This window comes from Pseudomonas sp. LBUM1653, from assembly GCF_059716115.1.
On the sequence record NZ_CP166803.1, the window covers coordinates 137,330 to 151,819 of the forward strand.

The 14,490-nt window shown below is 60.8% G+C and carries 13 protein-coding genes; 12 read left to right on the forward strand and 1 reads right to left on the reverse strand.

Annotated features, from left to right (window positions below; translation table 11 throughout):
* Positions 1–6 precede the first annotated feature (6 nt).
* The 8 genes from ACA054_RS00640 (at position 7) to ACA054_RS00675 (ending at position 7,836) form a co-directional block, all read left to right on the forward strand.
* Entirely contained in the window at positions 7–675 is a 669-nt protein-coding gene (locus tag ACA054_RS00640; protein WP_077186205.1) for an SGNH/GDSL hydrolase family protein, read from the forward strand.
* Positions 675–1,343 (forward strand): cell division protein FtsQ, encoded by a 669-nt coding sequence (locus ACA054_RS00645; RefSeq protein ID WP_497687748.1) that lies wholly within the window; start codon positions 675–677, stop codon positions 1,341–1,343. The genes ACA054_RS00640 and ACA054_RS00645 overlap by 1 nt, the downstream gene beginning before the upstream one ends.
* 18 nt (positions 1,344–1,361) lie before the next feature.
* Positions 1,362–2,759, forward strand: coding sequence for an MBOAT family O-acyltransferase (locus ACA054_RS00650; RefSeq protein WP_497687749.1), 1,398 nt, complete (start codon positions 1,362–1,364; stop codon positions 2,757–2,759).
* Between the two features lie 11 nt (positions 2,760–2,770).
* The gene (locus ACA054_RS00655) at positions 2,771–3,913 is read left to right on the forward strand and encodes an alginate O-acetyltransferase AlgX-related protein (RefSeq protein ID WP_497687750.1); all 1,143 of its coding nucleotides are present in this window, start codon (positions 2,771–2,773) and stop codon (positions 3,911–3,913) included.
* 236 nt (positions 3,914–4,149) lie between these two features.
* Positions 4,150–5,037, forward strand: a complete 888-nt coding sequence (locus ACA054_RS00660; protein ID WP_497687751.1) for a TauD/TfdA dioxygenase family protein — start codon at positions 4,150–4,152, stop codon at positions 5,035–5,037.
* 18 nt (positions 5,038–5,055) lie between these two features.
* Positions 5,056–6,081 (forward strand): ABC transporter substrate-binding protein, encoded by a 1,026-nt coding sequence (locus ACA054_RS00665; protein WP_497687752.1) that lies wholly within the window; start codon positions 5,056–5,058, stop codon positions 6,079–6,081.
* Between the two features lie 5 nt (positions 6,082–6,086).
* Positions 6,087–6,947 (forward strand): ABC transporter ATP-binding protein, encoded by an 861-nt coding sequence (locus tag ACA054_RS00670; RefSeq protein ID WP_497687753.1) that lies wholly within the window; start codon positions 6,087–6,089, stop codon positions 6,945–6,947.
* Between the two features lie 22 nt (positions 6,948–6,969).
* Entirely contained in the window at positions 6,970–7,836 is an 867-nt protein-coding gene (locus ACA054_RS00675; RefSeq protein WP_497687754.1) for an ABC transporter permease, read from the forward strand.
* A gap of 23 nt (positions 7,837–7,859) precedes the next feature.
* Here ACA054_RS00675 and ACA054_RS00680 read toward each other — a convergent pair whose 3' ends face one another.
* Positions 7,860–8,834, reverse strand: coding sequence for an RHS repeat-associated core domain-containing protein (locus ACA054_RS00680; protein WP_497687755.1), 975 nt, complete (start codon positions 8,832–8,834; stop codon positions 7,860–7,862).
* 174 nt (positions 8,835–9,008) lie between these two features.
* On the opposite strand from ACA054_RS00680, the gene ACA054_RS00685 reads away from it, so the two are divergent.
* The 4 genes from ACA054_RS00685 to ACA054_RS00700 all read left to right on the forward strand — a co-directional run bounded on the left by ACA054_RS00685 (position 9,009) and on the right by ACA054_RS00700 (position 14,389).
* A complete protein-coding gene (locus ACA054_RS00685) occupies positions 9,009–9,935 on the forward strand; it encodes a LysR family transcriptional regulator (RefSeq protein WP_497687756.1) in 927 nt (308 codons plus the stop codon).
* A gap of 259 nt (positions 9,936–10,194) precedes the next feature.
* A complete protein-coding gene (locus tag ACA054_RS00690) occupies positions 10,195–11,730 on the forward strand; it encodes an MFS transporter (protein ID WP_497687757.1) in 1,536 nt (511 codons plus the stop codon).
* Positions 11,731–11,756: 26 nt separating this feature from the next.
* A complete protein-coding gene (locus tag ACA054_RS00695) occupies positions 11,757–12,821 on the forward strand; it encodes an HlyD family secretion protein (protein WP_497687758.1) in 1,065 nt (354 codons plus the stop codon).
* On the forward strand, positions 12,818–14,389 hold the full coding sequence (locus tag ACA054_RS00700; RefSeq protein ID WP_497687759.1) for an efflux transporter outer membrane subunit: 1,572 nt from the start codon (positions 12,818–12,820) through the stop codon (positions 14,387–14,389). The genes ACA054_RS00695 and ACA054_RS00700 overlap by 4 nt, the downstream gene beginning before the upstream one ends.
* Positions 14,390–14,490 lie beyond the last annotated feature (101 nt).

A 14,490-nucleotide genomic window follows, 5' to 3' on the forward strand; every position in this document is an offset into this window, starting at 1 on the left:
ACTTAAATGCCTTCTTCCGTTCTCGCCGGTATGACCCTTCTCGTACTCGGGGAAAGCCACATGAGCCTTGCGGACCACTTGATGGAGCCGCTTCAAGCCAACCTGACCCAGCAGGGCGCGATCGTGCATTCGATCGGCGCATGCGGCGCCAGTGCCGGCGACTGGCTGATCACCAAGAAAGTCGATTGTGGCGCCGAACAGAAAGGCGACGGCAAGATCGTCATCAAAGGCCGCGAAGCCACCACCACGCCGATCAAGGATCTGATCGCCGCCGACAAGCCTGACCTGGTCGTGCTGGTGATCGGCGACACCATGGCGTCCTACGACAAACCGGTGTTCCCGAAAGCCTGGGCCTGGCAGAACGTGACCGCCCTGGCCAAGGAAATCACCGCCAACGGCGCAAAGTGCGCGTGGGTCGGCCCGGCGTGGGGCAAGGAAGGTGGCATGTACAAAAAGAACGACACGCGCACCAAGTTGATGTCGGCGTTCCTGGCGAGCAACGTGGCGCCTTGCACCTACATCGATTCGCTGACTTTCTCCAAACCGGGCGAGTGGGTGACCACCGACGGCCAGCACTTCACTGTGGCGGGTTACAAATCCTGGGCCAACGCCATCGGTGGCGCATTGGCGAAACTGCCGGCCGACGCGGTCAGCAACAAGGGAGCCAAGCAGTGATGCGTGCCCTGGCTGCGGTGTGCGCCGTGGCGGCGCTGTTTTCCAGCGTGAACGTCCTGGCGGCTGAGTTTGCCCTGTACCCCACCGGCCCCAGCGAAGACGCGGCGTTCATCCGTTTCGTCAACGCCAGCAGCGCGCCGCTGGACGTGATCGCCCAAGCCGGTCAACCACCGATGCGCCTGGAAGCGGCTAAACCGGTGTCGCTGTTTTTCCCGGTGCAATCGAGCAGCCCGGTCAAGGGCACCCTGGTCAGTGGCGCACAGAAACTGGTCATGGACATGAAGATCAAGCCCGGTGAATTCGCCACCGTGGTTGCGTTGCCGGACGGCAATGGCATCAAGCAAGTCGCCGTGCGCGAGCAGCCGGATGACTTCAACGGCCTGAAAGCCTCGCTGGCGTTCTTCAACGTCGATGCCGCTTGCTCCGATGCGAGCCTGCGTCCTGCCGGGCGTACCGCCGACCTGTTCAAGGCCGTGCCGGTTGACAGCGTCCAGCGTCGTTCGATCAACCCGGTGAGCCTGTCGGTGCAACTGGTGTGCGCGAACGCTAATGTCGGCGCGCCGCTGGACCTGGGCGAGCTGAAAGCGGGCGAGCGATACAGCGTGCTGCTGGTACCTTCGGCCACCGGGCCGCGTCTGCTGAACACCACAGACACTCTGTCCCACTGATCGGATTCTGCCGCTGCCATGGTCTTCGCCTCACTCGAGTTCCTGACGCTGTTTCTGCCAGCGTTTCTGCTGGTATATGTCCTGGCCAGACCGGCCTGGCGCAACGTCATCCTGCTGATCGGCAGCTGGCTTTTTTATGGCTGGCTGAGCCCGCTGTTCCTCAGCCTGCACGTGGTCTTGACCATCGTCGCCTGGGTCGGCGGACTGCTGGTAGATCGCGCCCGCGAGGGTTCGAAAGGGCGGGTGAGGTTGTTGATTGCGCTGATCGTGTTCAACACGGCAGTGCTGTGCTGGTACAAGTACGCCAACATCCTGGCCGGGACCTGGAGTGACCTGATCACTTACTACGGCGCCATGCCGCTGGAATGGCAGCGGGTGGCATTGCCGGCGGGGCTGTCGTTCATCGTGTTGCAGGCGATCTCTTACCTGGTGGATGTGCATCGCCACACGGTGCCGGTGGAGCGCAGCTTCATCAATTACGCGACCTACATTTCGATGTTCGGCCACTCGATTGCCGGGCCGATCATTCGTTATGACTGGGTGCGCCGTGAACTGACCCAGCGCTATTTCAATTGGCAGAATTTTTCTCTGGGCGCACGTCGTTTCATGATCGGCATGTGCATGAAAGTGCTGGTGGCGGACACCCTGTCGCCGCTGGTGGACGTCGCTTTCCATCTGGAAAACCCGTCCTTCGTCGACGCCTGGATCGGCTGCCTGGCCTACTCGCTGCAACTGTTTTTCGACTTCGCCGGTTACAGCGCCATGGCCATCGGCCTGGGCCTGATGCTGGGCTTTCACTTCCCGGAAAACTTCAACCGGCCGTACTTGGCCAGCAGCATCCAGGACTTCTGGCGGCGCTGGCATTTATCGCTGTCGAGCTGGTTGCGCGACTACCTGTACATCGCCCTTGGCGGCAACCGTAACGGCGCATGGAAGACCTATCGCAACCTGTTCCTGACCATGGCTATCGCCGGCCTGTGGCATGGCGGCGACAGCTGGAATTACCTGTTGTGGGGTTCGGCGCACGGCATCGCCTTGTGCGTCGATCGTTTGTGGTCGCGCTCTAACCTGCCGAGCGTTCCGCCACTGCTGTCACACACATTGACGCTGCTGTTTGTGTTCCTGGCGTGGACCTTGTTCCGTGCTCCGGATTTCCACAGCGCAATGACAATGTATGCCGGGCAGTTCGGCCTGCATGGGTTTGCATTGGGTGATGCGCTGGCGGTGACGCTGCGTCCGGCCCACGGCATCGCGGCGCTGCTCGGCGTGTTGTACATCCTTGCGCCAGTGCTGCAGAGCCGCTATGAGCAGCGGCTTGTCGGCCATGCATTGTTTGCACCGATGCTGGGTTTCCTGCTCGCGTTCGCCTTGGTCGCGAGTCGTGAATCGGTGCCCTTCCTGTACTTCCAGTTCTGATGACCGCGCCCATGACTTCCTTGTCCCACATACCGGCTCAATCCAGCGAAGTGACTGCCCCTGTCAGCAAAGCATCGGGTGTCTTTTTCGTGGCTTTTCTGGCGATCGGTTTCGTCTCCTGCGTCTGGCTGCTGTTGAGCGGCAAAGTCGAGATGCTGCCGTCCAAGCTGAGCATCGATGATGCGTTGCATGGCGAGGTAACCCACAAAATTGCCAAGCAGCTGTCGAAGGCCGCGGTGCCGGAACAGGCTGCAGATCTGGAACGTGGCGCCAGTTGGTTGCTGCTGCACGATACCGGGCCGCGGGTGCGTTCCGGCTGCACGGGCTGGCTGTTCCTGACCGACGAGCTGCGAATCAACCGTCACGCTCAAGGCAATGCCGAGACCAAGGCTGGCGTGGTGCGCAAGATTCAGCAGCGCCTGGCCAAGCGCGGGATTACGCTGCTGGTGGCGGTGGTGCCGGACAAGAGTCGCATCGCCAGTGCGCAGTTGTGCGACCTGCATCGTCCGTTGCAATTGCAACAGCGTGCGGTGGATTGGGTCGATGGCTTGAACGAGGCCGGTGTCGCCGCGATCGATCTTGCGCCGACCCTGCAACCCTTGGGCGCCGATGCCTATCTGCGCACCGATACCCACTGGAGCGAAACTGGTTCTGCGGTGGCAGCCAAGGCTGTGGCCAAACACGTACAAGCCATGGGCATCAGCGCGACGCCACATAAAGACTTCGATGTGAAGGTCCAGGACCCGGCCCGCCGTCCTGGCGACCTGGTGCGATTGGCAGGGCTGGAATGGTTGCCGGTGACCTGGCAACCGCAGCCGGAAACCATCGCCGCCACTCAGATCAGCGAGAAGGCTGCCGAGGCGCAAAGCGGCGACGATAACCTCGACGACCTGTTTGGCGATGACAACTTGCCGAACGTGGCGCTGATCGGCACTTCGTTTTCGCGCAATTCCAACTTTGCGGGTTTCCTGCAACAGGCGCTGGGCGCTCCGATTGGTAACTTCGCCAAGGACGGTGGTGAATTCTCCGGCGGTGCCAATGGTTACTTCGATAATCCAGCGTTCAAGCAGACGCCGCCGAAGCTGGTGATCTGGGAGATTCCCGAGCGGGATTTGCAGACGCCTTACAGTGAAGTCATCGACTGGGCCCGGTAAAAGCTGGCTTGTCGGGTCGCCGCATCGCAGCGAAAGCGGCCCCAAAACAGAGCACAGCAAAAGCCATATTCTTATTCGTTAACGGTATTTAAATTTAGTTTCTTATACCTATAAAGTCACACCCCTGCGTACCTGCCGACCAATCGGCGCGCCGCACGACACGAACCAACACGAGACCTCCGTGAGTTTCTGATCGACGCGCGCTCCCTTGAGCGTGCCGTGCGTGGGAGTGATTTATGTCTGCAGCTTCAGCATCGCCAAGCATTGCGCCACAATTTTTCGAAATCCGCCCGTTTAGCCGCGCGGTGGGCGCCGAAATCATCGGTCTCGATTTGTCCCGCCCGGTTAACGACCAGGACTTCGCCCGTATTCACCGTGCGCATCTGGATCATCACGTGGTGGTGTTCCGCGACCAACGCATTACCCCCGAGCAGCAAATCGATTTCAGCCGCCGTTTTGGCGTGTTGCAGATCCATGTGCTCAAGCAGTTCCTGCTGGCGGGGCACCCGCAAATCCTCATCGTTTCCAACATCATCGAAAACGGCCAATCCATCGGCCTGGGTGATGCCGGCAAGTTCTGGCACTCCGATCTTTCCTATAAAGAACTGCCAAGCCTGGGCTCGATGCTGCATGCCCAGGAACTGCCTTCCGAAGGCGGCGACACCCTGTTCGCCGACATGCACAAAGCCTGGGACAACCTGCCTGAGGCGTTGCGTAAAGCCGTCGAAGGTCGCTCGGCGGCGCACTCCTACACGGCGCGCTACAGCGAGACCAAATTCGAAGGCAACTGGCGCCCGACCCTGACCCCGGAACAACTGGCGCAAGTCGCCGAAGTCATTCACCCGGTCGTGCGTACCCACCCGGAAAACGGCCGCAAGGCGTTGTTCGTCAGCGAGGGTTTCACCACCCGCATCGTTGGCTTGCCGGAAGACGAGAGCAAGCAATTGCTCGACGAGCTCTATGCGCACAGCGTGCTGCCGCAAAACATCTACCGCCATCAGTGGCAGCCCCATGACCTGGTGTTCTGGGACAACCGTTCGCTGATCCACCTCGCCGCCGGATGCCCCAGCCATCTGCGCCGCAAGCTGTATCGCACCACCATCCAGGGCGACGCGCCTTTCTGATTTGTCGGAGATTTGACCATGTCCAAACGTCTTCCCTTTGCACCGCTGGCCGCGGCCATCGGCCTGGGTTTCAGCCTGATCGCCGGCAGCCTGGTCGCACCGACCGTGGCCCACGCCGAAGGTGAAATTCGCATCGCCGAACAGTTCGGCATCGTTTACCTGCTGCTCAACGTGGTGCGCGATCAGAACCTGATCGAGAAGTACGGCAAGCAGGAAGGCATCGACATCAAGGTCGACTGGACCCAGCTCTCCGGTGGTGCGGCGGTCAACGATGCGCTGCTCTCCGGCTCGATCGACATTGCCGGTGCCGGCGTCGGTCCACTGCTGACCATCTGGGACCGCACCCACGGCAAGCAGAACGTCAAGGCCGTGGCTTCCCTGGGTAACTTCCCGTACTACCTGGTGAGCAATAATCCCAAGGTCAAGACCATCGCCGACTTCACCGAGAAGGACCGCATTGCGGTGCCGGCCGTGGGCGTGTCGGTGCAGTCGCGCTTCCTGCAATACGCGGCCGCCAAGCAGTGGGGTGACAAGGAATTCAATCGCCTCGACAAGTACACCATCGCCGTGCCGCACCCGGATGCCACGGCAGCGTTGATCGCCGGCGGCACCGAGTTGAGCGGGCACTTCTCCAACCCGCCGTTCCAGGATCAGGCACTGGCCAATCCAAACGTGCATGTGGTGCTCAACACCTATGACCTGCTGGGCCCGAATTCGCCGACGGTGCTGTTTGCTACCGAGAAATTCCGTGACGAAAACCCGAAGACCTACAAAGCCTTCATCGATGCGCTGACCGAAGCTGCACAATTCGCACAGAACGATAAAGGTGCGGCGGCGGACACTTACATCCGCGTCACCAAGGCCAAGATCGACCGCGCCGAGCTGCTGAAAATCATCGACAACCCGCAGTTCGAATTCAGCGTCACGCCGAAAAATACCTACCCGCTGGCCGAGTTTCTCTACCGTGTGGGCGCGATCAAAAACAAACCGGATTCGTGGAAAGACTACTTCTTCCAGGACGCTAAACCGCTGCAAGGGAGCTGACCGACATGAACGCCCCTTTGCAAGGCCACACGGTCAGCAAACCGATCGCCGCAGCCCAAGCGCTGCTGTCGGTCGATAACGTCAGCCTGGAATACCGCACACCCCAGCGGGTGGTGCGGGCCACCCACCAGGTCAGCTTCGAGGTCGATCCGGCGGACCGCTTTGTCCTGCTCGGGCCGTCCGGGTGCGGCAAGTCGACCTTGCTCAAGGCTGCCGCCGGATTTATCCAGCCAGTCGAAGGCGAGATCCGTCTGCAAGGTCAGCGCGTCCATGCGCCAGGGCCTGACCGGATCGTGGTGTTCCAAGAGTTCGATCAACTGCCGCCGTGGAAAACCGTCAAGCAGAACGTGATGTTTCCGCTGCTGGCTTCGAAAACCCTCAAGCGTAAAGAGGCCGAAGAGCGGGCGTTGCACTACCTGGATAAGGTCGGTCTGGCGGCGTTTGCCGATGCCTATCCGCATACCCTGTCGGGCGGTATGAAGGCGCGGGTCGCCATCGCCAGGGCGTTGGCGATGCAGCCGAAAATCCTCCTGATGGATGAACCCTTCGCCGCGCTCGACGCCCTGACCCGACGCAAGATGCAGGAAGAATTGCTGCTGCTCTGGGAGGAGGTGCGCTTCACGCTGCTGTTCGTCACGCACTCCATCGAAGAGGCATTGGTGGTGGGCAATCGCATTCTGCTGTTGTCGCCGCACCCGGGGCGGGTGCGTGCCGAAGTCCATAGCCATCAGTACGACTTGCACAGCCTGGGCGGCGTGGCGTTCCAGGAGTCGGCGCGGCGCATCCATCGGTTGTTGTTCGATGAAGGCCAGTCGCCGGAAACCGAGCGTGAACTGGATTTCGCCGACATCCGCATCGCTTATTGAGCCAGTTTGAGAGGAGGGCCCGATGAGCCATTTATCATCCCCGCGTGAAGAATTCGAAACCGTTTTACAGCCACTGACCAGCGTTCCGCTTGAGCGTGAATTACCGCTTGGCCAGCGCCTGTGGCAACAGGGCTGGCTGCGCAAAAGCCTGATCCTGATTTTGCTCGCCGTACTCTGGGAAGCCGTTGCCCGTTATCAGAACAACGACCTGCTGCTGCCGAGTTTTGTGCAGACCACGCATGCGCTGTACGACGGCCTGCTCAGCGGCGAATTGCTGGGCAAGGTGTGGATTTCCCTGGTGGTGCTGCTGAAGGGCTATCTGATCGGCATTGTCCTGGCGTTTGCCTTGACCACCTTGGCGGTGTCGACGCAATTCGGTCGCGACCTGCTCAGCACCCTGACCTCGATGTTCAACCCATTGCCGGCGATCGCCCTGCTGCCGCTGGCGCTGCTGTGGTTCGGCCTGGGGCAGAACAGCCTGATCTTCGTGCTGGTGCATTCGGTGCTCTGGGCCTTGGCGCTCAATACTTACGCAGGCTTTCTCGGCGTCTCGGAAACCCTGCGCATGGCCGGACGCAACTACGGCCTCAAGGGCATGCGCTTCGTGCTGCTCATCCTGATCCCGGCGGCACTGCCGTCGATCCTCGCCGGATTGAAAATCGGCTGGGCGTTTGCCTGGCGTACGTTGATCGCTGCCGAGCTGGTGTTTGGTGCGACCAGTGGCAAGGGCGGGCTGGGGTGGTACATCTTCCAGAACCGCAATGAGCTGTACACGGACAAGGTGTTTGCCGGGTTGGCGGTGGTGATTCTGATTGGGTTGTTGGTTGAGAATCTGGTGTTTGATACGTTGGAGCGGGTGACGGTGAAGCGGTGGGGGATGCAGCGGTAATCCAAGGGGCGTCAAGAAGGGGCTTACCTCCTTCTGATTGCCGTAGATATAGTTAATCCATCCATTCGATCCAAGGAGCGACGACGAGCCCGATTGGCATCGCTAAGAGCTGATGTCCCGTTTATCTGAATTTGTTGCGAGAACGTCGAGAGATTGCCGCCTTCAGGCAATGGCGATAAGAACAAATCAGGGTGATGTTCTGAGTAAGCTAGAGGTCTATGACCTGCTGATGTGGGCATCATCGTTTCGCTGTTGATAGGGTAGACTGGTGGCGACGATGGCATCGTTCTCGAGATTTGAGGTAAGTCGGGAAGGTCGGAGTAAGCGGGGGGGTGACTTCTTGGCCGAATGATAGGACCTTCATACCACCCAGCATGTCTAGACATCCCGGATAGTGTAATGCCCAGATAATTGGAAGCTACGCTTGATATCACGCTTGTTGCGGAAAGTAATGCAGTGGTTTGGGGCGCATAGTTGCCAAGGGTGGCAAGCCCTGTAGCCCAACCCGTGTATCCCAAGAGTATTCCCAGAGCGTTTGCTGGTCTAGGGCCGGTTACTGCCATAGCGCCAAAATTCAAACCAGCGCCAGTACCGCCGAAGAAGCTGCTAATTCCTCCCAGTGTAGGGAATACCCAGTGTCCCGTCGGATCCGACCGATTCACCGGATCCCCAATGCAATACATATACGCATTCAACCCACCCCCTCCAAACGGACTCCAACTGTCCGGGCTATGGAAACGCATTATCCGCGGGTTGTAAGCACGGTAGCCGTTGCCCAGCAAATACCAGCCAATCTTCGCTTCGCGTAATTGGCCGTTGAAGCCCAGCCGGGCCTTGTCTTTCTGTGGCGCGGATTGCTCGCCGTAAGCGGTATAGGCGATGGGGTTATGCTTGCCATCGAGGATTTCGCCAATGACTGAATGGCTGTTGTCGGTTGCCAGCAGCGTAGTGCGATGCCAAGTGGAAGGCTTCTGATCAACAGGTTTGAATTGAGTCATGCCGATGGCTTCGCCGAAGTATGGTCGAGGGACTTTAGTTGTACACCTCAACTCCTCTGTCGGGAACTATCAGAACTGCTAGGGTCCTCGCATAAACTTGAGCTGCGTTCGGACGATTTTTGGATCTGCTAGCATTGCGCCTGAATCAATCCCGATCAGGTACGAGTGCTCGCCATGCAACTACCAGACATGAACCTGTTGGTCGCCCTCGACGCCCTGCTCGACGAGGGCAGTGTGGTGGGTGCGGCGCGGCGGATGAATCTCAGCCCGGCGGCCATGAGCCGAACGTTGACGCGCATCCGCGAGGCCATCGGCGATCCGATCCTGGTGCGAGCCGGCCGTGGCCTGGTGCCGACGCCCAAGGCACTGGAGTTGCGCGAGCAGGTGCGCGACGTGGTGGAGCAGGCCGCGCACTTGTTCCACTCGGCCCGCGTTGTGGATCTGGGCAGCCTGCGTCGGCGCTTCAGCATCCGGGCCAACGATTTTTTCATCGGTATCTACGGCGGCAAGCTGTTCGCCACCATGGAGCGTCAGGCCCCGCATTGCGAATTGCGCTTTGCGCCAGAGGGCGATGGTGATGATGAGGCCTTGCGCGAGGGCCGCATCGATCTGAGCGTCAGCAACAACCGGCCGATGATGCCGGAAGTAAAGGTGCAGAATCTGTTTTCCACCCAATTTGTTGGCCTGGTGCGCGAGGATCACCCCTTGCTCGATCAAGAGATCACCGCTGAACGCTTTGCAGGGTATTCCCATATCAGCATGTCCCGTCGCGGGATCGCCCGCGGGCCAATCGATGCGGCGCTCAACGCCTTGGGCCTGGAGCGGCGAGTAGCGGTGATCGCGCCGAGTTTCCACGCGGCAATGTTCGCCTTGCCCGATTCCGACCTGATTCTGCCGGTGCCCAGGGAGACGCTATTGAGCGTCCGTCGGCTGGGGTTGAAGTTGCGTTCGTTTACCCTGCCTATTCCGTTGCCGACCATCGTACTCAGCCAAGCCTGGCATCCCCGATTCGATAATGACCCCGCACACCGCTGGCTGCGTGAAACGCTGAAAACCTGTTGTGATGAGACATGGCTGGCGGCGCAACCGGTCTTGAATTGAACGAATGAACCTGTGGGAGCGGGCCTTGTGGCGAGGGGATTTAGCGAAACGTCGCACCGCCCCGTTGGGTCGCGAAGCGGCCCCAAAAATGGGACTGCTGCGCAGTCCAGCGGGGATAAATCCCCTCGCCACAAGGCTCGCTCCCACAGTGTTTTGCATCGTTGCGTATGACGCACTTATAACCTGTCGATAAGTCAGTTTTCGTAAGGTCCCACGCTTCATAGAATGCTTCGGTCCTCAAATCCCGGAGCTCGCAGCAATGACTTCCCTGACGGTCACGGCACCTCTCGCCGCGGCCAGCCCTACCGCCGCCGCCCCACCGGTCTTCGGCCCGCGGATCATCATCGGCCTGGTGGGCGTATTGCTCGCAGTGCTGGTGTCGGGCCTGAACGAGATGGTGACCAAGGTGGCCCTGGCCGATATCCGTGGCGGGTTGGCCATCGGTTACGACGAAGGCACCTGGCTGGTCGCCAGTTATGCCGCGACCTCGGTGGCTGCCATGGCTTTTGCGCCCTGGTGTGCGGTGACGTTCTCGTTGCGGCGCTTCACCCTTTGCGCCATCAGTGCCTTCACGCTGCTGGGGGCGTTGTGCCCGTTGGCGCCGAACTACGAAAGCCTGCTGATACTGCGCACATTGCAAGGCCTGGCCGGTGGCGCGCTGCCCCCGATGTTGATGACCGTTGCCCTGCGTTTTCTACCGGCTAACGTAAAACTCTATGGCCTGGCCGGTTATGCCCTGACGGCCACTTTCGGCCCGGGACTGGGTACGCCGCTGGCCGGGCTCTGGACTGAGTATGTCGGCTGGCAGTGGACCTTCTGGCAGATCGTCGTGCCGTGCCTGATGGCCATGGTCGCGGTGAGCTACGGCATTCCTCAGGACCCGCTGCGGCTGGAGCGTTTCAAACAGTTCAACTGGCGTGGTTTGCTGTTGGGTTTTCCGGCGATCTGCATGCTGGTGATCGGCATCCTGCAGGGCAATCGGCTGGACTGGTTCGAGTCGAGCCTGATCTGTGGATTGCTGGTGGGCGGTACGCTGTTGCTGGTGCTGTTTCTGATCAACGAGTGGTCGCAGCCGATTCCGTTTTTCAAGATGCAGATGCTCGGCATCCGCAACCTGTCGTTCGCACTGATCACCCTGGCCGGCGTGCTGGTGGTGTTGCTGGCGGTGGTGATTATTCCGTCCAGCTATCTGGCGCAGGTCCAGGGTTATCGCCCGGTGCAGACCGCACCCATCACCCTGTTGGCGGCGCTCCCGCAGTTGATCGCGCTGCCGTTGGTGGCGGCGCTGTGCAACCTGCGCTGGGTCGATTGCCGCTGGGTGTTGGGGATCGGCCTGAGCATGCTGGTGTTGTCCTGCATCGGCGGTTCGCAGCTGACCTCGGTGTGGATTCGCGATGAATTCTATGCCCTGCAACTGCTGCAGATCTTCGGTCAACCCATGTCTGTCTTGCCGTTGCTGATGCTCTCGACCGGCAGCATCAACCCCATGGACGGACCGTTCGCGTCGTCCTGGTTCAACACCGTGAAAGGCCTGGCGGCGGTGATCGCCACCGGCGTGCTGGAAGCCATGACCACGCAGCGCCTGCACTTTCACTCGACCATGCTGGTGGACCGCCTCGGCAATTCACCCCTGGTCGACAGCGATACCCCGGGCCTTGCCCACCGATTGCATGAGCAGGCCGTGGTGCTGGCCGCCTCGGACCTTTACCTGTGCATGGCCGGCGTCGCATTGGCGCTGATCCTGCTGATTTTCTGGCTGCCGACGCGGATCTATCCGCCACGTGCACCGACTTGAATGCATCACTGAAACAGAAGGTTTTCATGACGACTCAATCCAAGCAAAAAGTAGCCGTTGGCGTCTGCGTCGTGATCGCGACGGGCGTACTGATTTATCTGCTGGCGCCCGGCCTGTTCGGCCAGCGCACGCAGCAGAGCACCAATGATGCCTATGTCTCGGCCGACTACACGCTGGTGGTGCCGCGCGTTGCCGGGTTCATCAAGCAGGTACTGGTGGAAGACAACCAACAGGTCAAGGCCGGGCAACTGCTGGCCCTGATCGATGACCGCGACCTGCGCGCCGCCGCCGAAGCGGCAGCCGCCGAAGCCGAGGTGGCCCAGGCGCAACTGCAAAATGCCCGGGCGACGCTTGAACGTCAGGCCTCGGTGATCGCGCAGGCACAGGCACAGGTGGTATCCGCCAAGGCTGAAATGGCCTTCGCTCAACATGAACTGAACCGCTACGACCACCTGGCCGGGGTTGGTGCCGGTACGGTGCAGAACGCTCAGCAAGCCCGCACGCGCATCGACCAGGCCAGTGCACGGTTGACCAATGTGACGGCGGTGCTGGCGGCGGAGCGCAAGCAGGTGGACATCCTCACGGCCCAGAGTGACGGGGCCGAAGGTGGGCTGAAACGGGCGCAGGCGAAGTTGGAAATCGCCAGTTACGAGCTGTCTTACACGCGGATCACAGCGCCGCAGGATGGCATGGTCGGTGAGCGCGCGGTGCGTGTTGGGGCCTATGTCACGCCGGGCAGCAAACTGCTCGCTGTGGTACCGCTGGCGCAGGCCTATGTGGTGGCCAACTTCCAGGAAACCCAACTGACGAATGTGCAACCGGGGCAGGACGTGCAGGTGCGTGTGGACACCTTTGGCGGCGCCGCGTTGAACGGCCGGGTCGAGAGCATCGCACCGGCCACCGGCGTGACCTTTGCTTCAATCAAACCGGATAACGCGACTGGCAACTTCACCAAGGTGGTGCAGCGGATTCCGGTGAAGATCGTGCTGGAACCGGGTCAGCCGTTGGCGGAGCGGTTGCGGGTGGGGATGTCGGTGGAGGCGAGTATCGATACGGCCAGCGCCAAGGCCAATGAGGTTGTTCAGCGATGAAGATTTTTGTTGATCGTGCCGACGTCTTCGCGAGCAGGCTCGCTCCCACAAGGGAATTGAGGTCTTTGCAAAGTTTCAGTTTCAGCAAAAATCCCCTGTGGGAGCGAGCCTGCTCGCGAAGGGGGCGCTTGCCTCAACTTACTTTTTGCGCCTTGCTTGTCATGGGCCTGTCAGCCTGCACCGTCGGCCCCGACTTCCGAAAACCTGATGCACAGCCAATCGCCGAATGGTCGAAACCATCAAAAGCCGCCGCCAGCCAAGCCAGCACCGAGACGATGAACGAACGCTGGTGGCAAGTATTCAACGACCCGAAACTCTCGGCCCTCACTCAACGAGCCCTAAGCGACAACCTCGACCTGAAACTCGCCAGCAGCCGCTTGCAACAAAGCCGTGCGGTGCGCCAGGTGATCACCGCCGACCGCTATCCGAATTCCGCCGCCACGGGGAGTTACGCCCGCAAACGCAACAGCGGCGAAGGCCTGAGCGACCCGTCGGGGCACAACGGCAATTCCGCATTCAATCTCTGGGATGCCGGCTTCTCCGCCTCCTGGGAGCTGGATTTCTGGGGCCGCGTACGCCGCGAAACCGAAGCCGCCGATGCCACTCTGGAAGTCGCGGAAAACGACCGTCGCGGTGTGCTGTTGTCGGTACTGGCCGAAACCGCCCAGGACTACATTCAACTGCGCGGTGTGCAGAACACCCGCGCTGTCACCGAGCAGAACCTCGACGTCGCCCGGCACAGCCTGAAGCTTTCGCAGCTGCGCCTGGCTGACGGTGTCGCAACGGACCTTGATGTCGCCGAAGCTGCCGCCCAGGTCGCGGCCATCGAGTCGCGCCTGCCAGCACTGGAGCAACGCCAGGCCCAACTGATCAATGCCTTGAGCCTGTTGATGGGTGAACCGCCACAAGCGCTGACGGCCGAGTTATCCACCGACGCGCCGGTGCCGCAAACACCGCGCCAGGTCGCCATCGGCCTGCCGTCGCAACTGGCCGAGCGCCGTCCGGACATCCGCCAGGCCGAAGCCCGCCTGCACGCCGCGACCGCAAGCATCGGCGTGGCCAAGGGTGATTTTTATCCACGGATTACCCTGTCAGGCAGCGTTGGTTCGCAAGCCATGCAATTGAGCGATTTCGGTTCCTGGGGTTCACGCACGTTCGGCATCGGTCCGCAGTTCAGCCTGCCGCTGTTCGACGGCGGCCGCCTGCGTGGTGTGCTGAACCTGCGCGAAGCCCAGCAACAGGAAGCGGCCATCGCCTACCAGCAAACCGTGTTGCGCGCCTGGCATGAAATCGACGACCAGTTGAGCGCCTACAACGCCAGCCAACTGCGCCGCGACAGCCTCGCCGAAGCGGTGCGCCAGAACCGCATCGCCCTGCAAACCGCGCAACAGCAATACGTCGAGGGCGTGGTGGACTTCGTCAACGTACTCACCGTGCAAGGCGCATTACTGGCGACCCAGGAGCAATGGGTGGAGAGTTCCACCGGCGTGTCGCTGGCAGCGGTCGGGTTGTACAAGGCGTTGGGTGGCGGATGGGAGTCGGTGTATCCGCTGACGGCGAAACATTGAGTGAAATCGTGAAGCTGGATGTAGGACACGTCCTGATTTATTTGTGTGGGCACTCACGATGTCCATCAGGGGTTAGCATTTTGGTCCACTTCATGACCCTG

Bases quoted from the DNA above. Each gene is read 5' to 3' on its own strand.
- ACA054_RS00700 (WP_497687759.1), top strand. From the start codon at position 12,818: ATGAAGATTTTTGTTGATCGTGCCGACGTCTTCGCGAGCAGGCTCGCT.
- ACA054_RS00640 (WP_077186205.1), top strand. From the start codon at position 7: ATGCCTTCTTCCGTTCTCGCCGGTATGACCCTTCTCGTACTCGGGGAA.
- ACA054_RS00655 (WP_497687750.1), top strand. From the start codon at position 2,771: ATGACTTCCTTGTCCCACATACCGGCTCAATCCAGCGAAGTGACTGCC.
- ACA054_RS00695 (WP_497687758.1), top strand. From the start codon at position 11,757: ATGACGACTCAATCCAAGCAAAAAGTAGCCGTTGGCGTCTGCGTCGTG.
- ACA054_RS00645 (WP_497687748.1), top strand. From the start codon at position 675: ATGCGTGCCCTGGCTGCGGTGTGCGCCGTGGCGGCGCTGTTTTCCAGC.
- ACA054_RS00670 (WP_497687753.1), top strand. From the start codon at position 6,087: ATGAACGCCCCTTTGCAAGGCCACACGGTCAGCAAACCGATCGCCGCA.
- ACA054_RS00675 (WP_497687754.1), top strand. From the start codon at position 6,970: ATGAGCCATTTATCATCCCCGCGTGAAGAATTCGAAACCGTTTTACAG.
- ACA054_RS00665 (WP_497687752.1), top strand. From the start codon at position 5,056: ATGTCCAAACGTCTTCCCTTTGCACCGCTGGCCGCGGCCATCGGCCTG.
- ACA054_RS00650 (WP_497687749.1), top strand. From the start codon at position 1,362: ATGGTCTTCGCCTCACTCGAGTTCCTGACGCTGTTTCTGCCAGCGTTT.
- ACA054_RS00680 (WP_497687755.1), bottom strand. From the start codon at position 8,834: ATGACTCAATTCAAACCTGTTGATCAGAAGCCTTCCACTTGGCATCGC.
- ACA054_RS00685 (WP_497687756.1), top strand. From the start codon at position 9,009: ATGCAACTACCAGACATGAACCTGTTGGTCGCCCTCGACGCCCTGCTC.
- ACA054_RS00660 (WP_497687751.1), top strand. From the start codon at position 4,150: ATGTCTGCAGCTTCAGCATCGCCAAGCATTGCGCCACAATTTTTCGAA.
- ACA054_RS00690 (WP_497687757.1), top strand. From the start codon at position 10,195: ATGACTTCCCTGACGGTCACGGCACCTCTCGCCGCGGCCAGCCCTACC.